This is a genomic window from Flavobacterium sp. LM4, from assembly GCF_002017935.1.
Lineage (GTDB): Bacteria > Bacteroidota > Bacteroidia > Flavobacteriales > Flavobacteriaceae > Flavobacterium > Flavobacterium chungangense.
Genome location: NZ_MUFW01000001.1, coordinates 340937 through 364031, shown reverse-complemented (window position 1 = coordinate 364031; position 23095 = coordinate 340937). Strand labels below are relative to the sequence as shown.

Genomic DNA, 23095 nt, shown 5'->3' with positions numbered 1-23095 from the left:
TCTTATTAATTTCTTGTAACAAATTGTTAGTAAAAATGTCTTATTAGGAAATTTGAATACAATCAATCATCAATCAAATCAAAATAATCAATTATCAAATTATGAAATTAAAATTCTTTCTGTTTGCATTATTCAGTTTTATTGCAGCAGCACAGGCCCAGAATACAGGAACGGTTTCCGGGAAAATTATTGAAAAATCCAATAAGGCTCCCATTTCTTATGCTACAGTTTCGATTAAAGACAATGGAAAAGTGGTATCAGGGGTAAACACAGATGACAACGGAGATTTTACAATTAAAAACCTTCCTCTAAAAAGTTACACAATCGAAATTCAGTATATTGGTTTTAGAAAATATATTGGATCTGTAATTTTAAGCGACAATAAAAAAACGGCTACTTTTAATGTATCTCTTGAAGAAGAAGCGACTCAGCTCAAAGGCGTTAATGTTGTTGCTGAACGTTCTACAATTGAACAAAAAATTGACCGTAAAGTGATCAATGTTGGTAAAGACCTGACAACTGCAGGAGCTTCGGCATCTGATATCATGAATAATATTCCTTCTGTAAACGTAGATCAGGACGGAAAGCTTTCACTTCGTGGAAATGAGAATGTACGTGTATTAATTGACGGAAGACCAACAAATCTTGATCCGGCTCAATTACTGAAACAGATTCCGTCAACTTCGATTAAAAAAATTGAATTGATTACTAATCCGAGTGCAAAATACAATCCGGAAGGGATGTCAGGAATCATTAATATTGTTTTGCACAAAAATGCGAATACCGGTTTTAACGGAACTTACAGCGGGGGTATCACCTTCGGACAAACTGCAAAATACAATCAGTCATTAGATTTGAATTATAAGACCGGAAAAGTAAACTTCTTTGGGAATGCAGGTAATAACTTTGGAACACATTTTAACGATGGATTTATCAAAAAAACAGACAAGAGTATTACACAGGATTTAGACATTTCAAACGAAGACGAGTCCTACTTGTACAAAGTGGGGATGGATTATTTAATTAATGATCATAATACTCTATCTTTTTACACCACCCAAAATAAAGCAACAGGACTTGGCTTTGTAAATACTAATATTGATTATGTTAATTCAGCGGATAACATTTTAAATATGTATCAAAAATCAAGATATCAGGGACCAAACAAAACTGGTACATATAATTTAGCTTACAAACACATCTTCAAAAAAGAAGGTCATACATTAGATTTTGAAGGAAATTATAGTGATACAAAAGAAACTCAAAATGCGGCTTTTGATACTGAAACAACAAAAACGGATAATACATCCAACAATATTGTTTACAATGATTTCATAAATGATAAACGAAAATTAAGCACTTTTAATGTTGATTATGTAAATCCGTTAAACGAAAAGACGACCCTTGAAGCGGGTGCAGAAGCCAGAATAACCCGTACTGAAAATAACTATACAACCAACAATCCTATAGTTACTGACAAAGTTGTTAATTATACTTATGATACCGATATTTATTCTGCTTATTTAACATTTGGACAGAAATTTAAAAAATTAAGTTACCAATTAGGAGCTCGTTTTGAAAGCTATAATGTGGCAGCTAATTTAAATAATGGTTCGAAAAAGTTTGATGATGATTATATTACTTTATATCCATCAGCTTATTTAACATATAATTTAAATGAGAAAAACACTTTGCAACTTAGCTACAGCCGTCGTGTTGACCGTCCGAGTTTAGAACAGACAAAACCTATTCGTGAGTTTTCTACTCCGTTGGTTACTTCATTTGGGAATCAGGAACTAAGACCTCAGTTTACTAATTCTGTTGAAGTAAATTATACTAAAACCTTCGAAAAAGGCAGTTTTACTACAGGTGTTTTTGTTAGAAGCATCAATGATCAGATTGGCAGAATTTTACGTCCGGATCCATCAGATTTAAACGGGAATAAACAAATTTTAACGTTTGCCAACTATGATCACAATACAGCATATGGTTTTGAAGTTTCTTTAAATTATAAAATTACAAAATGGTGGGATATCCAGCCGTCTATCGATTTTTCAAGCATAGATCAGGATGGCGTTGTGTTTTTAGCAAATGGAACATCAAAAAACAATCCGGTTACAGTTGCAGCATTCAACGGACGCATGAACTCTAACTTTAAAGCAAATAAACGTTTAAGTTTCTTATTGTTCGGTTTTTACAGAGGGGCTGTTGATGGAGTTCAAAATAACAGTCATGAAATGTACAAAATGGATATAGGGTCACGTTACACATTATTAGACAACAAAATGAATATTAGCTTACGTTTTAATGATGTTTTCAACACTATGAAATATGCTTTTGATACCCAATATCCTTATCCGCAATCAGGACAATTTACATGGGAAAGTCAAACAGTTTATTTAGGTTTAACCTATAATTTTGGAGGTGGAAAAATTAAAAACCTGCAACGTAAACAAAGAGAAGATAACACTAATAAAGGTGGTGGCGGAATGTTTTAGTCCTACTTTTTAATTTTGAATTTTTTTTTTATTAGTACTTGTAGAAAAATGCCTGGAGTTTGCCAACTTCAGGCATTTTTTATTGATTAACATTTATAAAAAATTTCGAATTTCTTTTATTTCTTCGGGATTTGCTGTTTCTGTATTATCTGTAATGGCAGATGAATGATAAAAAGTAGGTTCTAATTTATCCTGCAATAATTTAATATTTGATGATCGTAATCCTCCGCCAGGCATAATTTCAATTCTGTAATTGGCTAATTTTTGAATTTTCTCTAAATTGAAAATTCCCTCTTCAACATTTATTTGCTGTCCGGAAGTTAAAATGGTTTTAAAACCACAATATATAACATCTTCTAAAGACTGCTCAACATTTTTAACCACATCAAAAGCACGATGAAAAGTACAGGAAAGAGGATGAGCTAAATTGACTAATTCCTGATTTTTCTTTTTATTTACACTTCCGTCTTCGTTTAAAATTCCAAAAACAAAACCATCAACACCTAATTTCTTAAATTGTTTTATGTCTTGCTTCATTTCGACAATTTCTTCATCTGAATAAACAAAATCTCCACCTCTGGGTCTTATTATAACGTGCATATTTATAGAAAGTTTTTCACGAACCTTTACCGCCAAAACATAATTAGGTGTTGTACCACCAAGATGCATATTTTCGCACAACTCTATTCGATCAGCTCTATTATTCTGAGCAATCAAAGCTGATTCGTAATTAAAACATGCTATTTCGAGTTGATTTTTTTTCATGTTCTTAAAAACAATTATTACCCGCTAAATTTATAAAAAAACCTGCTTCAAATAAAGCAGGTTCTACTATTTTAGGGTTGTGAAAACTAATTACCATTTGATAATTGCACTTGCCCACGTAAATCCACTTCCAAAGGCTGCTAAAACAACAGTATCTCCTGCTTTAATTTTCCCTTGTTCCCAGGCTTCTGTCAAAGCAATTGGAATAGACGCAGCGGTTGTATTACCGTATTTCTGGATATTGTTGTGAACCTGATCATCTGATAATTTGAATTTATTTTGAATAAACTGTGAAATTCTCAAATTCGCCTGATGCGGAATCAGCATATCAATATCTGACACCTGTAAACCATTTGCTTCTAAACCTTCATTAATAACTTCTGCAAAACGAACAACTGCATTTTTAAACACAAATTGACCATTCATGTAGGGATAGTAACTTTCGTCATTAGGATCGTTATCTGCAATAATATCTGTTACCCAGCGCGCACCCATCCCCGGAGCCTGCAAAGCTAATTCTTCAGCATGCTGCCCTTCGGAATGCAAATGAGTAGATAAAATTCCTTTCGTTAAATCTTCTTCACGGCTTAAGACTGCCGCTCCTGCTCCATCTCCAAAAATAACCGAAACTCCACGCCCACGGGTTGTCATGTCTAATCCTGTTGAATGCACCTCAGAACCAATTACCAAAATGTTTTTATACATTCCGGTTTTAATATATTGATCCGCAACAGAAATTGCATACACAAAACCAGAACATTGATTTCGAACATCTAATGCTCCTACAGTTCTTAATCCTAAATCACGTTGCACTAAAACTCCGGGACCAGGAAAATAATAATCCGGACTTAATGTAGCAAAAACTACAAAATCAATATCTTCTTTGGCAACACCAGAACGCTCAATTGCTATTTTAGCCGCTTTTACTCCCATCGAAGTTGTGGTATCTTCTCCACGAATAATATGTCTTCTTTCCTGAATTCCTGTTCTTTCCTGAATCCACTCATCATTGGTATCAATAATCTTAGACAATTCATCGTTTGTCACAACATTTGAAGGAACATAATATCCTAAGCCCGTTATTTTTGAATGATACATATTTTTTTTATTATTTGTTAAAAATTTGGACTACAAATTTAAGTATACTTAAAAACATAAGTATACAAATTACTGTTTTTTTCGCAATTAACAATTCAATACTTTCTTAAAACTATTCATTATCTTAATTTCTCTTTTTTTTATATTTTGTTTTGTTTAATAAATTTAAAAAAGAAGTAAAAAGCACAAGAAATGTAACAAGATTACGATATTTTAGACTAACAAAATACATCCTTCATTTTTAAACACAAAAATTGAAATTATGAAATTAAAAATTACCCTGCTTCTATTTTTAAACGTGAGTTTTATTGCTTTTACACAAGAAAACCTCATGTATCAAAAACCATCCAAATCAATTTTGGATCTGGCTGATTACGAAAGAGCACCTAGTGTATCTATGGATACTAAAAAAGAATATTTGCTTTTATCCTATAGAAGCACCTATAAAACTTTAGATGATTTAAATCAGGATGAACTGAGACTGGCTGGTTTAAGAATTAACCCTAACACTAATATTTCCAGCACTGTAACTTATATAAACAATTTCAAAATAAGAAAAATAAATAACACAGAGGAAATACAGGTTTCGGGCTTGCCGGACAATCCAAAAATAAGTAATATTCTTTGGTCTCCAAACGATAAGAAAATTTTATTCTCTCATACAACAAATTCAGGAGTTGAACTTTGGGTTTTGGATGTTGCTTCAGCAAAAGCTAAAAAACTTACTGAGGGAATTGTCAATGCAAATCTAGGAAATCCATTCAGTTGGTTTTTAGACAGCGAAACTATTTTGGTTAAAATGCTTCCAAAAAACAGACAGCCTTTACTTGATGCCAAAAAAGATTTGCCAACTGGACCTATTATTTCGAATACATCAGGAACAAAATCGCAAAACAGAACCTATCCTGATATGTTAAAAAATCAAAATGATGAAATAAATTTTGAAAATATTATCACTTCTGAATTATATAAAGTCAATCTTAACGGAACTGCTACCTTGTTTAAAGCAGCTGCTATGTATGCCGGAGAACGAATTTCGCCTGATGGAAATTACATACTATTAACCACTATCCAAAAGCCTTTTTCGTATGTTGTACCCTTAAACAGATTCCCTTCTAAAACGGTGGTTTATGATAATAACGGGGTAGAGATAAAAGTGGTAAACGAAGTTCCGCTTAATGAAATTATACCAAAAGGCTTCATGGCAGTCAGAAAAGGAAAAAGAGAAATGGCATGGCGAAATGACAAACCAGCTACTCTGTCATACGTTGTAGCTTTAGACGAGGGCGACCCTGCCAATAAAGCAGATTTTAGAGATGAACTATTTTTATGGGAAGCACCATTCACAAAGGATGCCAATACATTATTAAAAATACCTCAACGATTTAACAATATTACCTGGGGTGATGACCATACAGCAATTGTTTCTGATGAGTGGTATGATACTCGAAATACAAAAACATACCTCATAAATCCGTCAAATCCGGATCAACAGCCAAAGGTAATTTCAGACAGGAATTCGCAGGACATCTATTCTGACCCTGGTATTTTTGAAACCAGAAAAAATGCTTATAACAAATATGTATTAGCAATTGAGAATAATACTGCTTATCGAATTGGTGAAGGTTTTACCAAGGACGGGCAATTTCCTTTTATCGATGAGTTTAATCTAAAAACTTTACAAACCAAACGTTTATATACTTCTGCTTATAAAGATAAAAAAGAGGATCTTTTGGAAATTGAAGATTTTAAAACCGGAAAAGTTTTAGTTCAGATCCAATCCAAAAATGACTATCCAAATTATTATTTCAAAAATATCAAAAAACAAAACGCCCTGACTCCAATTACCAGTTTTAAAAACCCGTTTGAAAGCATTAAAGATGTCAGCAAAGAAGTAATTAAATACAAACGTAAAGACGGTGTTGAATTATCAGGCACTTTATACCTGCCGGCAGGATATGACAAAGTCAAAAAAGAAAAATTGCCTTTATTAATCTGGGCTTATCCGGCAGAATACAAAGATAAAAGCAGTGCCGGACAAACAAGTCAAAACCCAAATGAATTTACTTTTCCGTACTATGGTTCATTTGTATATTGGGTAACAAAAGGATATGTTGTTTTGGATGATGCTGCCTTTCCTATAATTGGAGAAGGTACAACAGAACCAAATGACAACTTTATTTCTCAATTAGTTGATAATGCTGAAGCAGCAATAAATGCCGTTGATGCATTAGGATATATTAACCGCAAGAAAGTTGCTGTGGGCGGACATTCTTATGGCGCTTTTATGACAGCGAATTTATTAACCCATTCTAATCTTTTTGCCTGCGGAATTGCACGAAGCGGAGCGTATAACAGAACTCTGACTCCTTTTGGTTTTCAGACTGAACAGCGTAATTACTGGGAAGTTCCATCTGTTTATAATACGATGTCTCCTTTTATGAATGCAGACAAAATGAAAACACCTATTTTATTAGTACATGGAGAAGCAGATAATAATCCTGGAACTTTCACTTTACAAACTGAACGCTATTTTCAGGCATTAAAAGGATTAGGCGCTCCTGCGAGGATGGTAATTCTGCCAAAAGAAGCGCACAGTTATGTTGCTAAAGAAAATATCCTGCACTTACTTTGGGAACAGGATCAATTTCTGGAAAAATATTTAAAAAACTAATGATATTTGGTCTTCTATTCACAAACAAAAAAGTCTCTGATAAACTTCAGAGACTTTTTTATTTGTGTTTTTTAAACTTTAACCTTTCAGCCAGGCATTTCTTAGTTTTTCTTTTGAAATATCTGTAGCTTTAAAAGTTTCGCTTTCCTCGTATGGTAATTTTACAGTTCCTTTAATAGATTGCACTTTTCCTTCACGCTTTATCTGAACAGTAATTGGATCATTATCTTTCCAGTTTTCACTCTCACCTATTAAGTCATAAATATTATCTAATGAATATGGTTTAGTATTTATAGACAAAATAACATCTGATGGTTTAAGATTCAAATTAGTAAAAAACGGATTTAACTCAATATCCGGTCGAACACTTATTTCTTTTGTTTTTTGATCTACACCTATATACGGCACCTGTCCTTTTAAGAAAACTGATCCTGCCTTTTTCTCAGAAGCTTTGGTTACCCCCACTTTTGCCAAATATTGATCATACGGAATAGGAGTTGTTCCGGCCACGTAAGTTTTTAAAAATTCCCCAACCTCCGGATAAGTCAACTTTGTAATTTTATCAAAAAGTTCATTATCATTAAATGGTTTTTCGACTCCGTATTCCTCAGATAACTTGTGCATTAGATCAAGAATTCCTCGTTCTCCGTTACTTTTTTCCCTGATTATTATATCGATACACATTCCAATCAAAGCCCCTTTTTGATATACATTTAAATATTGATCTTTATACGGCTGTTCCAACACATTTTTACTCATAACAGTAAACGACATAGTATCATTTAAACCTTTTGCCTGTTCGATCTTATCGGCAATACGGGTATAAAATTCAGCTTCATCAATTAATCCCTGATTAATCTGGAAAAGATTGGCAAAATATTCTGTTACACCTTCATACATCCACAAATGTTCAGACATTTTTGGAGCATTATAATCAAAGTACTGAATTTCTTTAGAATGAATAGTTAATGGAGTTACAATATGAAAAAACTCATGAGAAACTACATCTTTCATCGATTCAACCAATTTATCTTTCGGCATCGATTCCGGCAAAACTACAGTTGTAGCAGTTGGATGTTCTAAAGCGCCAAAACCATGTGCGTCATCTTTTGCCATACTTGACAAATACAACAAAACTGTATATTTTTTAGTAGCGTTTACTTTTCCTAAAAAGTTTTTTTGAGCCGTCATCATCGTTTTCATTTCCGGAGTAATACTCTCAGCGGTAAATTTTCCTGTAGGAGAATAAACAGCAATCAAAATATCCATTCCGTTAACGTTGAATGTAGTATAATCAGGCTTAGAATACATAATTGGATTCTCAACCAAAACAGCGTAACGGGGAGTTGTAAAAACATCGCTTGTTTTGCTTGCATCTTCATCAGTCATTGAAGTTGCTCCCCAAAGTGTTTCAGGATGTGTTATGGTAACTTTGTAAGGAACATCTAATTTATCCTGAAAATATCCAACAAAACCATGTGTATTAACCATAAAATTGATTCCTGCATTTATATTTGTTCCGGCTGGCGAAAATACATCATCATTACCAAAACCGGTTCCTTTTTCAGTATCAAAAGTATCACCCACTAAATAAGTAATCGTTTTTAATTTTTTTGCATCAGAAATAGACCAGGAATTATCATCAATTCTTCTTACACTTAAAGTATTTCCTTTAGCGTCAAATGCTTTAAAACCATCTGAATATTTCCCATAATTATCCGTAGAATAGGTTCCCGGAACAGTTTTAGGAATACTGTAAATTACTTCATCAGTTTTTATTTCAGGTGCAGTAACTGTTACCAAAACTTTATCATCCTTTATATCTGTAAGATTAATATTGACAGCCACATTTTTTTGCGTAGCACCTGAAGTCCCGGTTTTACAGCTCCAAAGTGTAACTGCGAGAGCTAATGTGCAAATTATTTTTTTCATTTATTAAAAGTTTAATTTTTATATAAGTCTTACAAAATGTAAAACTGTTACAGTAAAGATATAAAATAAAAAAACTCCTGTAATTCAGGAGTTTTTGTTTAATCTAATTTATTTTTGATATAATATTTGCCGTCCAAATCTTCATCAAAATCATCTATTTTAACCGGTTTGGGCTTTGGTTTATTTGCAATTGCTTTTTTTTTCCACATCTCAAATTTTTCAAGAGGCATTTTCTTTTTCATTATTTCCAGAACTTCTTTTTCTGACAACCCAAATTCTTTTTTTATAATTTCGAATGGATTCTTTTCTTCTAGTGCCAACGAAACAAGCTTTTCAGTTTGTTCCCAATTCAATTCTTTGCGGTTACTCTTTTTCATCACGTGAAAATTAATTCAAAATAGAGGTTAATGATTAATAGATTGATTTTCAATTTAAGTATCAATATTAATAAAAAAAATAATTAGTTGATCAGATTGAGTATATTTTTTTTATTGATTTCAGCATTTTTTTACGGTATCTGAATTTTGCCTGACATATTTGTAAATTTTATAATTTATAATTTATAATTTATTCTTAACCCATATATGCATTTTAAAATCTTATAAAATAAAATTTCTACATACAAAAAGAAAACCAATATCTGATTTCCTCTCTCTATTTTTAAAAACTAATATTAAACTATTCATTTTTCATTATTTTGCAATACTGTTTTATAAATAAATCCTGCTGCAATTGCGCCTAAAAACGGAGCAAGCCAAAACAGCCAAACCTGTGACAAAGGTTCACCTCCGACAAAAATAGCCTGAGATAATGAACGTGCAGGATTAACTGAAGTATTTGTAATTGGAATACTGATTAAATGAATTAATGTTAAGGCTAAACCAATTGCAATACCACAAAAACTTGTGTTTGCAAATTTATCTGTAGCACCCAAAATTACTAGCAGGAAAAAAAATGTAAGCACGAACTCAGTAATAAATGCTGATGACATAGAATAACCCTCTGGTGAAAATGCGCCAAATCCATTAGATGCAAAAGCTCCGGCTTTAGTATTGTCTATTGCATTTCCGGCTTTCCCTGACCAGATAATAAACAATGTTCCTGCTGCAGCGAGAGCACCAATACATTGTGCTATAATATACGGAATCAAATCTTTTGCCGAAAATCTTCCACCTGCCCATAATCCAATTGAAACTGCAGGATTAAAATGTCCCCCTGAAATATGCCCGACAGCATAGGCCATTGTTAATACGGTCAAACCAAATGCTAATGAAACCCCAAGAAAACCAATTCCTAATTCAGGAATTCCGGCTGCAAAAAGTGCACTTCCACAGCCTCCAAAAACAAGCCAGTATGTTCCAAAAAACTCTGCAAATAATTTTTTCATAATAAATGGTTTTAATTAATGGTTAGTAATTTAGGTATATTGATATGCCCATAAAATCAACAAAAGCTGTAATGGCATACGCAGCAATAAAATCCATTTTGGCAAACCAAAACCTGCTTTTTTATTTTGATACATGAAAAGATTTGCCGGAAACACTGCAACGAGCAAAGCTATAATTCCCCATGCAGCAAAATGGCTCATGAAAGGAAGAGTGAGAAGAAAACCCAAAATTATTTCGGCGGCTCCACTTATAATATTTAGTAATCCGGGATTTGGAAAATAAGGAGGAATGATTTTAAGATACATCCCCGGAGATCTGAAATGATTAATTCCGGCAACAATATAAAGAAAAGCCATTAGATACAAATGCCAGGGTAAATCCATGATAATCAGATTTTAGCACGAATTTAATAAATCCCAAGGACTTTTACCCGAAAGTATGATTTTTTTTTACAAAACAATTGTTTTTCTAAAATTAACATTCATTATAATGATTGCCAAAACAATTAGTACGATTCCGATCCATTGCAAAAAAATGACTTTTTCATTTAATAAAACAAACGCCATCATTACCGAAACCGGCAGTTCAAGAGCAGAAACAATGCTTCCTAATCCAATTCCGGTTAAAGGGAAACCGGCATTCATAAGCATCGGAGGAATTATAGTCCCGAAAAGAGAAAGTACAATCCCCCATTTAAAGAAAATTGAAAAATCAAAAGGTGCATTTTGTGTAGCCAGAGCAAACGAAAAAACAATAACAGAACCACCCAAAAGCATATATAAACTTCTTTGCGCCGAAGAAATTTTGACAGCTATACTGTTTGCTGTAAACATGGTTGTAGTAAATGATGCCGCTGCCAGAATGCCCCAGCCAATTCCACGCCAATCTAACGCAACATTATTGTTAAGAATATTAGTTGCTAACACAGTTCCAATAAGAACAATAAAAACAGCAATTATCTTTTGAATTGATGGCAGTTTCTTTTCTAAAACCATTTCAAGCAAAACCCCCATCCAGACAGTCTGCATTAATAAAACAATACCTATTGAAACAGGAATATACTTTACAGCTAAATAATAAAACAAACTAGTCATACCCAATGAAGTTCCGGCCAACATTAAATTGAAAATATTTTTCGTCGTTGCTTTTACTACATTTTCCTTATGCTTTGCTTTTTGAAAAGCATTAATCAACAAAACACCTAAAATGCCTAATATAAATTGAGAAGTAGTAACTTCTGCAGTCGTAAAACCTTCCGCATAAGCCATTTTTACAAATGTAGCCAGCATACCATAACTTGTAGCACCTAAACCAACCAGAAAAACTCCTTTCAGTATATTTTTTTGTGACATTTTACTTTATTTAAAATTGAGCCTGCAAAGATAACACATAGTTTTGGGCTTACTATTCAAAAAACAGAAAAGACAAAATTTTAACTTAAGAGCCTGTTTAAAATTTATTTCTGAAAAATCAAACCTTCAATCAACTTCATTTAAAAAATTTCTTTATTTTGCACCCAAATCTAAAAAACAATGAAAAAATCAATTATTGCATTTATTGCAATTACCTTATTAGCTGTCTCATGTGATAAAAAAGAACCAACTGACAGTGTACATATTACAGGAAACATAAAAGGATTAAAAGAAGGAAAATTATATATACAAAGATATAATGACACAGCTTTGGTAGCTATTGACAGCATTAAGATTGATGGAAATTCAGCTTTTGAAACTACTATAAAATTAGAATCCCCGGAAATGCTTTATTTATTCCTGGATCGTGGCGTTACCAACTCATTAGACAATAACATCATGTTTTTTGCTGAACCGGGAAACATAAATATCGATGCAAATCTTGATAATTTTATTAATGGCGCCAAGATTACCGGTTCAAAAAACCAAGAGCTATATGAAGAATATCAAAAAGTAAACTCCCGCTTTAAAGACGAAAGTCTTTCATTGATAGAAGCAAAATTTAAAGCATTGAAAAGACAGGATCAAAAAGCAATGGATAGCATTGAAGCAAAAGGTAATTCGAATATTAAACGAAAATATTTATTCGCTACCAACTTTGCAATTAACAATAAAGATCATGAAATAGCACCTTATATAGCCTTGGCAGAAATTTATGATATCAATATTAAATTTCTGGATACTATTCAAAAGTCGATGACTCCTAATGTAGCTAAATCATTATACGGTAAAAAGCTAACCAAGTATGTTAATGACATCAAAAAAGAAGAAAAAAAATAATTTGAATATTTTAAACAAAAAAGTCCTGAAAATTTTCAGGACTTTTTGTTTTATTACAAGACATTAAAAATCATATCGCATAAACCATTGAATCTAAAACTTAATTTATTCCAAAAAAAAACCATCACAAAAAGTGATGGTTTTTTGCTGAGCCGGCGGAGGGACTCGAACCCACGACCTGCTGATTACAAATCAGCTGCTCTAGCCAACTGAGCTACGCTGGCGACTCATTTTAAAGCACAATTATTAATGGTTTTGTTGTCCCAAAAATAAGACTGCCCTTCATTATAAGGAAAAAACCATCACAAAGGTGATGGTTTTTTTGTTGAGCCGGCGGAGGGACTCGAACCCACGACCTGCTGATTACAAATCAGCTGCTCTAGCCAACTGAGCTACGCTGGCGACTCATTACGGGTGCAAATATAAGGCGGTTTTTGGTTTTTCCAAAATATATTTGAACTTTTTATACTTTTTTTTGGCTTACAATTCGTTGATTTTAGCAATTAATTGATTAGCAGTTTGTTCCAACTCAACATTGATTTGCTTGAAGTGTGCCTTTTTGTTTTCAACATTTTTAGCATTCACTTTTGTGATCAAAGTATCAAAAGCAGCGATTGCCTGATCGATCAAAGCATTCGTTTCAGGTGTAGGATTTCCTGTAGTAGACATTTCAAATAAGTAAATTGCCTCAATAATATCTCCTAATACGAAATTGATGTCTTTCTTTAAATTCTTAACGTTTGCCATTTTATTTTAATTTTAATTTGCGTTTGCAAAAGTACACATAATCTTTATATTAAGCGCTATGAAATATAAATTTCTAAAATTGAAGCCTTTCCATTCAAAATAAATGCATTTATCTCAGCCGGAATCAAAACAGTATCTCCCTTTTCATACACTTCTTTAAAACCATCAAATTCAATTTCAAAAGCCCCTTCTATACACATATAAACCGTAAAAGACTCTCCTGATTTAGAAATAGAAACCTTATTTTCCAACGGCAAAAAATTGGTTGTAAAATAAGGACAATCAACTACTATATTTGATGTATTCGTTTTTGTTTCGTATTTCTTTTGTGTATCTACTTTATTATAATTTATTGCGTCAAGCGCTAAATCTACATGTAGTTCTCTTGTATTTCCTTGAGCATCTTTACGATCAAAATCATACAAACGATATGTAATATCTGAAGTTTGTTGAATTTCGGCCACAACCAGCCCTGCTCCGATTGCATGAACCGTTCCGGTTTCTAAAAAGAAAACATCTCCAGGCTTAGCTTTTACAGTATCAAGAATAGAAACCAGGTTTTTATCATTAAGATGCTGCAAATACTCTTCTTTGCTGGAATCATTTTTGAAACCAACAATAATTCTTGCGTCCGGGTCAGCCTGTGTTACATACCACATTTCGGTTTTGCCGAATGAATTATGACGTTCTTTGGCTAATTTATCATTTGGATGAACTTGTATAGAAAGATCTTCTCTAGCATCTAAATATTTAAAAAGCAAAGGAAATTGTTTCCCGAAACGCTTGTAAACTTCGGTTCCCAAAATTTCATTTGGCATTTCATCAATAAGCTCCATTAATGATTTACCTTTTAACTCTCCATTAGCTACAATACTCACATCTCCTTCTACAGTTGATAACTCCCAGCTTTCTCCGGTAATTTTTGAAACAATTGGCTTGTTAAGAATCGTTTTCAGTTTTTCTCCTCCCCAAATTCTTTCTTTTAAAATTGGTTCAAATTGCAAAGGGTATGATTTTGTTTTCATAGTTTTTTTTTGGCTAATATCTTTATTAATACAATATTTATCTAATACTATTTTTTTAACTTACAATACTAATTCTTTAATTGTATGCAACGCTTTCGGAATATGGCTGGCAGCATTCATACTGTCAAAAATTAAAATTACAAGACCATTTCTGTCAATTACATACGTTACTCTTCCAGGAAGGAGTCCGAATAAATTATTTTTAACTCCAAAAAGATGCCTCAATTTCTTATTTTCATCAGATAACAAAATAAATGGCAACTCATGTTTTTTAGCAAACTTGTGATGGGATTTCACACTATCACTGCTTATCCCAATTACTTCTGCTCCTAAATCTTTAAAATCTTCATATTGATCCCTAAAGCTGCAAGCCTCGGTAGTACACCCAGGTGTATTATCTTTAGGGTAAAAATAAATCACGAGCGGCTTTCTCCCCAAAACACTTTGGCTTTCAAAAATTTCTCCGTGACTATCTTTCGCAGTAAAATTCGGAACTATATCTCCTATTTTTAATGACATGCTTTATTCTCCTTTATAAGTTACAAAATTACGTTCCGTTTCATTCAAAACGATTTCTAAATCAAAATCGGGCTGAATTCTTTTTCTAATTTTATTCCATATCACAACAGCAATATTTTCAGCTGTTGGATTCAAATCCTGAAATTCAGGAACATCCAGATTCAGGTTTTTGTGATCAAACGGAATTTCCACTTCAGCAAGTATAATATCCGCTAACACTTTTACATCCATTACAAAACCAGTTTCCGGATCAATTTTTCCTGTAACACTTACTGTTAAACCATAATTATGACCATGGAAATTGGGATTATTGCATTTTCCAAAAACTAAATCGTTCTTTTCAGATGTCCAGTCTTTCCTGTGTAATCGATGCGCAGCATTAAAATGTGCCTTTCTTGATATGGTTACTCTCATTTAGGTTTTAGTTAGTAGGTTTTTTATAGTTTGTGGTCCTCTAAATAATGATAAAATTCATCAAAAATTATTTTAAACCAAACAGTGTAAATTTCGGGATGCTTTTCAATATCATCTTTTACATCTTCTATCACCATCCATTTCCAATCCTCTACTTCTTCTAAATTGATGGCTGGACTATCATTATAATATCCAATCATCACGTGATCAAGTTCATGTTCAGTCAAACCATTATCAAAAGGCGCTTTGTATATAAAGTGAAATAGTTCTTTTAATTCGGTTCTAAAACCCATTTCCTCAAACAATCTGCGACTTCCAGCTTCTATATTCGACTCCCCTTCACGTTGATGACTGCAACAAGTATTTGTCCATAGTAAAGGTGAATGGTATTTTTGATGAGCACGCTGCTGTAACATTATTTCATTTTTACTGTTTAAAATAAAAACTGAAAAAGCCCGATGTAAAACCGCTTTCTCGTGTGCTTCTAATTTTGGCATTAAGCCAATTTGCTCATCATTTGTATTAACTAATATTACGTTTTCTTCTATCATAAGGCGTGTTGATGTAACAAAAATACGAAAAAAGAAATGGCTTGAAAATTTCAGAAAAGATTGTGAAAAGTTTAACTAAGCCTGATTTTATTATACTTTATTGATTTTCAATGTCATATTTCATTATTTTTTCAAAAAAAACCTTTTAAAACCAAGCTTTTAAAACTACAACTATATATTTTTACGTAAATAAACAAAAAGTTAAAACACACTTAAATATATCTGAATTACAATGTAAAGATATTTCTGCATGAAATCTCATCGTATCTTTGGAATTCAGATTAATCTCCAAAAACATGAAATCAAAAAATCTCATCAGCCTATTCTTCCTAATGCCTCTTTTTATTTTGCAGGCTTGCGGACAAAACACTAAAAAAGAACCTGAAAATAAAGTTGTGGAAAACAAAATCAACAAACCCGGAAATCCTTATTATTCAAATACAGCTACAACCAAATTAAATGTTAGCGATGCAGAATGGAAAAAAGTTTTACCCGAAGATGTTTATGCTGTCATGAGAGAAGCAGATACAGAAAGACCTTTTACAGGAAAATATTGGCGCACAGATGAGAAAGGAACTTATTATTGCGTCTCATGCGGAAATAAACTTTTTAGATCAACAACAAAATTTGCGAGCAGCTGCGGGTGGCCAAGTTTTTTCGAACAAGACAATAAAAAAAGTGTTGTTTATAAAAACGACAACTCTCTTGGAATGGAAAGAATCGAAGCTCTCTGCGGAAGATGTAATGGCCATCTAGGTCATTTATTTGATGATGGCCCGGCACCTACAGGAAAACGATATTGCATGAACTCGATTGCCCTTGACTTCATTCCTGATTCTAAAAAATAAATATTATATATATGAAAAACATAATTTCATGTTTACTGATAGCATTCACGCTTAATGGATTTGCACAGGAAAACAAAACAAAAAGCACTTCTAATCTGGAAAACATTACTCTTGGCGGAGGATGTTATTGGTGCGTTGAAGCTGTTTATGAAAATTTAGAAGGTGTAAAATCTGTAGTTTCAGGTTTTTCAGGAGGAAAAACTGCAAATCCTACTTACGAAGACGTTTGCACAGGAACAACCGGTCATGCGGAGGTAGTACAGATTACGTATGATAAAAATATTACCGACATCAATGAAATCTTCAAAGTCTTCTTTACGGTTCATGACCCGACAACATTAAACAGACAAGGTGCAGATATAGGAACTCAATACCGATCTGTAATTTTTTATAAAAATGAGGAACAAAAAAAAGCAGCTCAACGTATTATTAATGACCTTAATAAAGCAAAAGTTTACGACAGCCCTATTGTTACAAAAATCGAACCTCTTACAAAATTTTACAAAGCCGAAAATTATCATCAGAATTATTACCAAAACAACACAAACCAACCGTATTGCAAGATGGTAATTCAGCCAAAAATAGAAAAATTTGAAAAAATTTTTAAAGCTAAATTAAAAAAGAAACCTTAAAATAAAGATCTTATCTTCAAATAATTACAAACAAAAAAGTCTGTATCAAATACGACACAGACTTTCTGTTTTTTATTAAAAAATCAGATTCTTAGTGAGTAACATCTAAAGAATAAAATTTCACATTTGCATAAGCTCCGGTTTCATCACCCTGAAGATTACATCCTACAGTAAAATAATTATCAAATGAATTCCATAACTTATAATCACCTCCGGAATATACCTTTTTTTCACCATTTACACTAACCTCCATCTTTCCATCACTAATTTCAATTTGAAATGTAAATTTGTCAAAACCAACTTTATTTTTAAATATATAACCATCATCATCAATCCAGGAATCTTCTTTTAAAATATCAACTCCTGTAATAGAGGGATCGGCAAGTCTTTTTGATCTTAATTTTACATATCCATTATCCCAAAAAACTTTTAAGATTGACGGAGCAGATTTATCTTTTGCACCAATTTGATTAACCTGATCTTCTTTTAATCTGCCACCTATTTGGGCAAATATAACACGTGGGTGCTGATCGTTCTTTTTATAAATCTCTCCCATTTTAAGCGACGCTTTTAATTTAGCTCCTTGTTTAAAAGACCAGCTTGCATCTCCTCCAAATGAATTTTGCTCTTTTAAATCTGTTTTATTAAAAGATCGTTTGGATTTTATTGAAGGATAAACATAAAAAACCAAAGACCTGTCAGTCAGGTCATTGAACATGAATTTTTGGATTTCCACATTTTCAGCATAATCCAAAATTTTTGGCGCTTTATATGTAGTAACAGAACCTTCAGGAATTGTTAATTTCCATAAAGTCAAATCTATTTTTGGTGCTTTTTGAGCATGAATTAGAAAAGTAGTACTTGTTAATAGTAATAAAAGATAAGTTCTAATTTTTTTCATTTTTTTGCTGTTTTTGGATTAAAATAATATTTGATTTTAAGAGAAATACGCAGGGAAAAAATAAAATCAAGTTCAAAATATTTTTTTCAGAATAATTTTTTTTGCATATTTTTCTTTGTAATCGATTGCATAAAAATATATTTTTTTTTTAATATTCTTATATTTTTTTTAATATTTTTTTTTATTCCTTAAAAAAAACAGTTTAAAAATAACAATTCACGATTAAAAATCAAAAATAAATAAGCATCATTAAGAAATAACAGAAAGAAATAGCAAATCATTGAATAATTTAAAATAGAAAACTATGGATTTTTTAAATGAAAAACCTATAATTAACTAAAAAAAACAGAATTACAAAGTAATTACATACAAAAAAAATATGTGATTATGAATTTTTTACTCTTACAAAAGAAAAAAAATTAAAAACAGAATGTAACAAATGTTTTGTTTGTTTTCACACACAAGTGTAAAATTGACATTTATTACACAAATAAACATCAGCTAAATTGATTAATATAGTTTATCTATTTTTATTTTAATAATGTCTGATAATTCTAAAATCCTTTCTGAATCACTTTTATTTACTACAAAAAATAAATAATTATCCCCACCTGTATCGTAAGTCATTAATTCAAAATCTAATTTCCCTAAAGCAGATTGAATATACGGGAATAATTCATGACTATACGTTTCTTCCGGGTATTCAAAATTTAAATCCTCACCAATCATTTCAGAAATAAAATATTCAGCATCTTCGGGATCAAATTTCCAGTCGCTGTTCCATGCATTTATACTTTCAAAAAAATCGAAATGACCTTCAACTTGTGCATGATACTCTTTTGTTTCTTTTTGAAAATCTTTAAACAGCTTTTTAGAATGTTTCGTCAGTAGTTTTTGATCTACATTCCCTCTTGAAACAAGTTTTATAAACTCTTCAAAAGTTTCTGTTGTAACTTCTTCTGCTTGTAGTAAATTCTCTGAAGAAATCAACTCAATATCTTTCGGAATTTCAATATTCATATATTGACAGATCCCCTGCAAAACAGTTTTAAAATCTTTGATGCCAATTTCCTGCGTTTCATTTTTTGGATTATTAAAATTCAGATACTCTGAATCCAACAAACCTTTTGTGTAATCTATAAAATGACCACTTGAATATAAAATCTTAAAATCGTTTATTTCTGTACTGTTTGTACAGCAAAAAAAGATGACAAAGTTATTCAGAATACGTTTAAAATGTGTTTTCATTTGAGCACCTGGTACTGAATAAAACTGAATATGAATAAAATCATATTCCAGGCCTTCTTGTATATTTTCTTCAGAAACACCACCGATATCAATCTTTTTATAAAGTTCATTTAAAACTTCATAAGCGTTATTGAAACCCGCTTTTTTAATTTCTGTATGTCCGTCGTTATAATCAAACGAACCTGGAAAATAGAATAAATTAACCGATATTGTTTCCTGAATCCCTTTTATTTTGAATTCAAGACTTCCATTTTGATTATATAAGTATGAATAAATTGGCTCAATAACATCAAAAGAAATTATTGATTTTGGTTCATTGTTTCTATTAAATAAATTTGATAAAAAGTTTTTCATAGCAGTTAATTATTATTCACATGTTGTATCTCTAAAGTAATAAGAAATACAGACATTAAATATTTTCTGCTCTAAAATTATTTTAAAGTTTCCGCAATCATCAAAGCACATTTTTCACCATCAATTGCCGCAGAAATAATTCCCCCCGCATAGCCCGCTCCTTCTCCACACGGATATAAACCTTTTATTTGCAAATGCTCGTAAGTAATAGGATCTCTTGGAATACGAACCGGTGATGAAGTTCGGCTTTCCGGTGCATGCAAAATTGCTTCGTTGGTCAAATAACCCCGCATGGATTTTCCGAACTCTTTAAACCCTTCACGCAAAATTTGCGATAAAAATCCTGGAAAAACCTGCCCCATTTCTACCGAAGTGATTCCGGGAACATAAGATGTTTTTGGTATATCTGCTGACACTTTATTCTGAGTAAAATCAATCATACGCTGTGCCGGAACTTTTTGCGTTCTTCCTGCTAAATGCCATGCTTTTTGTTCAATACTTTTTTGAAATTCCATTCCGGCCAAGGCGCCAAATTTTGCAAAAGGTTTAAAATCTTCTAATTTCAATTCAATTACAATTCCGGAATTTGCCGTTGCCTGATCACGCTTAGAAGGCGACCAGCCGTTTGTAACAACCTCTCCCGGACTTGTAGCACAAGGAGCAATTACACCTCCGGGGCACATACAAAATGAATACATTCCGCGTCCGTTAACTTGTTTTACAATAGAATATGGCGCGGGGGGTAAATGTTCACCACGATAATCACAACTATATTGAATACTGTCAATTAATTGCTGAGAATGCTCTGCGCGTACACCCAATGCAAAAGGTTTTGCTTCAATAAAAATTTTCTTTTTATCTAATAACTCAAAAATATCACGTGCAGAATGACCCGTTGCCAAGATCAATTTATTGGCAAGAATCGTATCTCCATTTTGAGTTACAATTCCTTCAACTTCATTGTTTTTTAATAATATATCGGTCACACGGGTATCAAACAAAACCTGACCGCCAAATTCGATTATTTTGTTACGAATGTCTTCGATTATTTTAGGTAATTTATTGGTCCCAATATGAGGATGCGCTTCTACCAGAATATCTTCTGATGCTCCAAAAGCTACTAAAAGTTCTAAGATTCTGGTAACATCACCACGCTTTTTAGAACGAGTATATAATTTCCCATCTGAATAAGTTCCTGCGCCACCTTCTCCAAAACAATAATTAGAATCTTCGTTTACTATATGTTCGCGATTTATTGCTTTTAAGTCACGTCGGCGTCCGCGCACGTCTTTTCCTCGTTCGATTACAATTGGCTTTAGACCCAATTCAACTAATTGCAAAGCTGCAAAAAGCCCTGCCGGACCAGCACCAACAACAATTACTTCCTGCGATTTTGAAACGTCTTTATATACAGGAAGTTCAATTTTAGATTCCTGAAATGGTTCTCCTTTTAAATAAATAAATACTTTTAAATTGATCTTTATCGCTTTTTGCCGCGCATCAATTGATCGCTTCAGAATCGAAACATGTTGAATTTCCTGGGGAGATACTTTTATTTGTTTGGACAAATAGTCTTTTAGCAATAATTCATTTGCTGCTATTTCGGGAGTTACCTGAAGTAAAAGTTCTCTTGGCATTGTATTTTATTTATTCGATTAGCTTTTCTATTTATGAAAAGAATATGCAAAAATAACATTTTGAAGTGAGACTTTGTACCTTTGTGTCTTTGAAACTTTACACCAATAATAATGTCCAGAAAAATAAAACTAATTTGGGATTTTCGTGGTCCTGCTTCTGCAAAAACAGCGGAACATCATGAAATTCATTTGAAAGAATATATCGCAATCGAAAAACTCCCCTTAAATATAACGGGTTTTGAAGTCATCACCGAAATGCTGGCAATTGCTTTTATGGTTGTTACTGATGAAAACATGATTCTGGTAAGAGATGCTTTGAAACCACATCGAGGAGAACTGTATTCTGAGTAAGATGTAAATAAAAAATTCCAAATTCAAACTGAGTTTTCAGTTTGAATTTGGAATTTTTTATTTTTTTAGGGATTAGAAACTAATTTTGTAGTCACTAAAGGTATAACTTTCATTTTTTTCTCCTGACATCTTAACACTTTTAAAATCTACCACTTCATCCTCATTTTTTACATTGTATATGTATATTTCAGGATCTTTTGCATTGGATGAAAGTTCATAGAATTTTCCTTTTTCTGTCCACCATTTCCCTTTTTCTGTAAAAGTTTCTATTTGACAGTCCTGCTTTGTTGTAAACATAATAACATAGGTGCCATTTTCAAATCTTTGCTGTATCCAATGTTTTTCTACACCTTCAATTTGTTTCTCAACTTCGAAACCTTTCCAAACACCAATTAATTTTGAGTCTTGTTCTTTTAGATTTGATGAAAAACTAAAAATTAAGAGTGATAATAAAATCAAACCTACTGGCGCAAATAATAAGGAAGCTTTTTTCATAAAATTAATTAACTGGTATTTCAATTGTTTTCATATAATCATTTAAAAAGATAAACATAAAAGATTCTACTTCTTTATCTGCTTTGTAAGCAGCTTCTTTTTCCTTCAAATATTTATTTTCTTTCTTTTTGTTCTTTGAATTTCCAGAAATGCTCAAATCCAGCTTTTTATCAACATCATCTGTCATTTCTTTAAATTCTTTTGCTTTTTGTTGGTATTCTTCAGTTTTCTTATAGTATTTAAAATAATCCTTTTTATAATCCATAAATTCCTGAGCAGTTAACTTTTTAGATTTTACCTTAACTCCATCTTTTAATTCTATAAGATTGTAATTTTCATACAAAGAACTATACCCCATATGAACATACTGCAATATTTTTCCAGAAGGGCAAATCAAAAGGCCGGAATAATAACTGCATTCAAAATTTTTATTTTCACCAAAAATGTTCTTATATATTGACGTCAAAAAGAAATGAGAATTTCCCTTATCATCTTCTTTGTATTCTTCTTTATAAATATTTTCAACAACTAATTTCCCATCCAAAAATTTAAAATAAGCAATATAACCTCTCCAATTAGCACTGGACGTTAAGGTAATTAAATTTGCAGGAATTGGATGTTCCTTAAAATAACCTTCTAATGGATTTGATTGTATGCTTAAAGTGTCCTTTTCTACTATTAAGTAATCTGGAACTTGGGCTGTCGCAAATAAATTTACCGTTGCAAGAAGAAAAATAAAGGTAAAAAAAAACTTTAAACTCATAGA

The 23095-nt window shown here is 32.1% G+C and carries 23 protein-coding genes and 2 tRNA genes; 6 read left to right on the top strand and 19 right to left on the bottom strand.

What is annotated here, in order from left to right; genetic code table 11:
• Nucleotides 1-101 precede the first annotated feature (101 nt).
• Nucleotides 102-2498 (top strand): TonB-dependent receptor domain-containing protein, encoded by a 2397-nt coding sequence (locus BXU10_RS01565; protein WP_078225823.1) that lies wholly within the window; start codon nucleotides 102-104, stop codon nucleotides 2496-2498.
• Nucleotides 2499-2591: 93 nt separating this feature from the next.
• Here BXU10_RS01565 and BXU10_RS01560 read toward each other — a convergent pair whose 3' ends face one another.
• Both BXU10_RS01560 and BXU10_RS01555 read right to left on the bottom strand, forming a co-directional pair.
• A complete protein-coding gene (locus BXU10_RS01560) occupies nucleotides 2592-3263 on the bottom strand; it encodes a copper homeostasis protein CutC (RefSeq protein ID WP_078225822.1) in 672 nt (223 codons plus the stop codon).
• 90 nt (nucleotides 3264-3353) lie between these two features.
• Nucleotides 3354-4361 (bottom strand): 3-oxoacyl-ACP synthase III family protein, encoded by a 1008-nt coding sequence (locus BXU10_RS01555; RefSeq protein WP_078225821.1) that lies wholly within the window; start codon nucleotides 4359-4361, stop codon nucleotides 3354-3356.
• A gap of 262 nt (nucleotides 4362-4623) precedes the next feature.
• Between BXU10_RS01555 and BXU10_RS01550 the strand changes: the two genes are divergently transcribed.
• A complete protein-coding gene (locus tag BXU10_RS01550; protein ID WP_078225820.1) occupies nucleotides 4624-7035 on the top strand; it encodes a prolyl oligopeptidase family serine peptidase in 2412 nt (803 codons plus the stop codon).
• A gap of 78 nt (nucleotides 7036-7113) precedes the next feature.
• On the opposite strand, the gene BXU10_RS01545 is transcribed toward BXU10_RS01550, so the two are convergent.
• The 5 genes from BXU10_RS01545 to BXU10_RS01525 all read right to left on the bottom strand — a co-directional run bounded on the left by BXU10_RS01545 (nucleotide 7114) and on the right by BXU10_RS01525 (nucleotide 11707).
• The gene (locus BXU10_RS01545) at nucleotides 7114-8967 is read right to left on the bottom strand and encodes a peptidase M61 (RefSeq protein WP_078225819.1); all 1854 of its coding nucleotides are present in this window, start codon (nucleotides 8965-8967) and stop codon (nucleotides 7114-7116) included.
• 98 nt (nucleotides 8968-9065) lie between these two features.
• The gene (locus BXU10_RS01540) at nucleotides 9066-9344 is read right to left on the bottom strand and encodes a DUF2805 domain-containing protein (protein ID WP_031455944.1); all 279 of its coding nucleotides are present in this window, start codon (nucleotides 9342-9344) and stop codon (nucleotides 9066-9068) included.
• A 305-nt stretch (nucleotides 9345-9649) separates the two neighbouring features.
• Nucleotides 9650-10354 (bottom strand): aquaporin Z, encoded by a 705-nt coding sequence (gene aqpZ, locus BXU10_RS01535; RefSeq protein WP_078225818.1) that lies wholly within the window; start codon nucleotides 10352-10354, stop codon nucleotides 9650-9652.
• A 30-nt stretch (nucleotides 10355-10384) separates the two neighbouring features.
• Nucleotides 10385-10738 carry a DoxX family protein gene (locus BXU10_RS01530; protein WP_078225817.1) on the bottom strand — a complete coding sequence of 118 codons (354 nt, stop codon included), beginning with the start codon at nucleotides 10736-10738 and terminating at the stop codon, nucleotides 10385-10387.
• A gap of 66 nt (nucleotides 10739-10804) precedes the next feature.
• Complete coding sequence (locus BXU10_RS01525; RefSeq protein WP_078225816.1) at nucleotides 10805-11707, bottom strand: DMT family transporter; 903 nt, start codon at nucleotides 11705-11707, stop codon at nucleotides 10805-10807.
• A 180-nt stretch (nucleotides 11708-11887) separates the two neighbouring features.
• Between BXU10_RS01525 and BXU10_RS01520 the strand changes: the two genes are divergently transcribed.
• On the top strand, nucleotides 11888-12607 hold the full coding sequence (locus tag BXU10_RS01520) for a DUF4369 domain-containing protein (RefSeq protein WP_078225815.1): 720 nt from the start codon (nucleotides 11888-11890) through the stop codon (nucleotides 12605-12607).
• A gap of 150 nt (nucleotides 12608-12757) precedes the next feature.
• Here BXU10_RS01520 and BXU10_RS01515 read toward each other — a convergent pair.
• From BXU10_RS01515 to idi, 7 genes are all read right to left on the bottom strand, one after another.
• A tRNA-Thr gene (locus BXU10_RS01515) sits at nucleotides 12758-12831 on the bottom strand.
• A gap of 104 nt (nucleotides 12832-12935) precedes the next feature.
• Nucleotides 12936-13009, bottom strand: a tRNA-Thr gene (locus BXU10_RS01510).
• 78 nt (nucleotides 13010-13087) lie between these two features.
• Entirely contained in the window at nucleotides 13088-13354 is a 267-nt protein-coding gene (locus tag BXU10_RS01505) for a hypothetical protein (RefSeq protein WP_031455949.1), read from the bottom strand.
• Nucleotides 13355-13410: 56 nt separating this feature from the next.
• Nucleotides 13411-14379 carry a type I phosphomannose isomerase catalytic subunit gene (locus BXU10_RS01500; RefSeq protein ID WP_078225814.1) on the bottom strand — a complete coding sequence of 323 codons (969 nt, stop codon included), beginning with the start codon at nucleotides 14377-14379 and terminating at the stop codon, nucleotides 13411-13413.
• Between the two features lie 60 nt (nucleotides 14380-14439).
• Entirely contained in the window at nucleotides 14440-14898 is a 459-nt protein-coding gene (locus BXU10_RS01495; RefSeq protein ID WP_078225813.1) for a peroxiredoxin, read from the bottom strand.
• Between the two features lie 3 nt (nucleotides 14899-14901).
• Complete coding sequence (locus tag BXU10_RS01490; protein ID WP_031455952.1) at nucleotides 14902-15312, bottom strand: 6-carboxytetrahydropterin synthase; 411 nt, start codon at nucleotides 15310-15312, stop codon at nucleotides 14902-14904.
• Nucleotides 15313-15335: 23 nt separating this feature from the next.
• Nucleotides 15336-15863, bottom strand: coding sequence for an isopentenyl-diphosphate Delta-isomerase (idi, locus tag BXU10_RS01485; protein ID WP_078225812.1), 528 nt, complete (start codon nucleotides 15861-15863; stop codon nucleotides 15336-15338).
• A gap of 296 nt (nucleotides 15864-16159) precedes the next feature.
• Here idi and msrB point away from each other — a divergent pair, with 296 nt between their 5' ends.
• Together msrB and msrA are read left to right on the top strand one after the other, a co-directional pair.
• A complete protein-coding gene (gene msrB, locus BXU10_RS01480) occupies nucleotides 16160-16711 on the top strand; it encodes a peptide-methionine (R)-S-oxide reductase MsrB (protein WP_078225811.1) in 552 nt (183 codons plus the stop codon).
• Nucleotides 16712-16722: 11 nt separating this feature from the next.
• Nucleotides 16723-17343: a peptide-methionine (S)-S-oxide reductase MsrA gene (gene msrA, locus BXU10_RS01475; protein ID WP_078225810.1), complete on the top strand. Its 621-nt coding sequence runs from the start codon at nucleotides 16723-16725 to the stop codon at nucleotides 17341-17343.
• 91 nt (nucleotides 17344-17434) lie between these two features.
• Here msrA and BXU10_RS01470 read toward each other — a convergent pair whose 3' ends face one another.
• The 3 genes from BXU10_RS01470 to BXU10_RS01460 all read right to left on the bottom strand — a co-directional run bounded on the left by BXU10_RS01470 (nucleotide 17435) and on the right by BXU10_RS01460 (nucleotide 21483).
• Nucleotides 17435-18244 carry a polysaccharide lyase family 7 protein gene (locus tag BXU10_RS01470; RefSeq protein WP_051872889.1) on the bottom strand — a complete coding sequence of 270 codons (810 nt, stop codon included), beginning with the start codon at nucleotides 18242-18244 and terminating at the stop codon, nucleotides 17435-17437.
• A gap of 510 nt (nucleotides 18245-18754) precedes the next feature.
• Nucleotides 18755-19846: a hypothetical protein gene (locus tag BXU10_RS01465; protein ID WP_078225809.1), complete on the bottom strand. Its 1092-nt coding sequence runs from the start codon at nucleotides 19844-19846 to the stop codon at nucleotides 18755-18757.
• Between the two features lie 77 nt (nucleotides 19847-19923).
• Nucleotides 19924-21483 carry an NAD(P)/FAD-dependent oxidoreductase gene (locus BXU10_RS01460; protein ID WP_078225808.1) on the bottom strand — a complete coding sequence of 520 codons (1560 nt, stop codon included), beginning with the start codon at nucleotides 21481-21483 and terminating at the stop codon, nucleotides 19924-19926.
• Nucleotides 21484-21594: 111 nt separating this feature from the next.
• Here BXU10_RS01460 and BXU10_RS01455 point away from each other — a divergent pair, with 111 nt between their 5' ends.
• Nucleotides 21595-21834: a hypothetical protein gene (locus BXU10_RS01455; protein ID WP_078225807.1), complete on the top strand. Its 240-nt coding sequence runs from the start codon at nucleotides 21595-21597 to the stop codon at nucleotides 21832-21834.
• A gap of 72 nt (nucleotides 21835-21906) precedes the next feature.
• Here BXU10_RS01455 and BXU10_RS01450 read toward each other — a convergent pair whose 3' ends face one another.
• Together BXU10_RS01450 and BXU10_RS01445 are read right to left on the bottom strand one after the other, a co-directional pair.
• Nucleotides 21907-22329: a hypothetical protein gene (locus BXU10_RS01450; protein WP_123921936.1), complete on the bottom strand. Its 423-nt coding sequence runs from the start codon at nucleotides 22327-22329 to the stop codon at nucleotides 21907-21909.
• Nucleotides 22330-22333: 4 nt separating this feature from the next.
• The gene (locus BXU10_RS01445; protein WP_078225806.1) at nucleotides 22334-23092 is read right to left on the bottom strand and encodes a hypothetical protein; all 759 of its coding nucleotides are present in this window, start codon (nucleotides 23090-23092) and stop codon (nucleotides 22334-22336) included.
• Nucleotides 23093-23095: the final 3 nt, after the last annotated feature.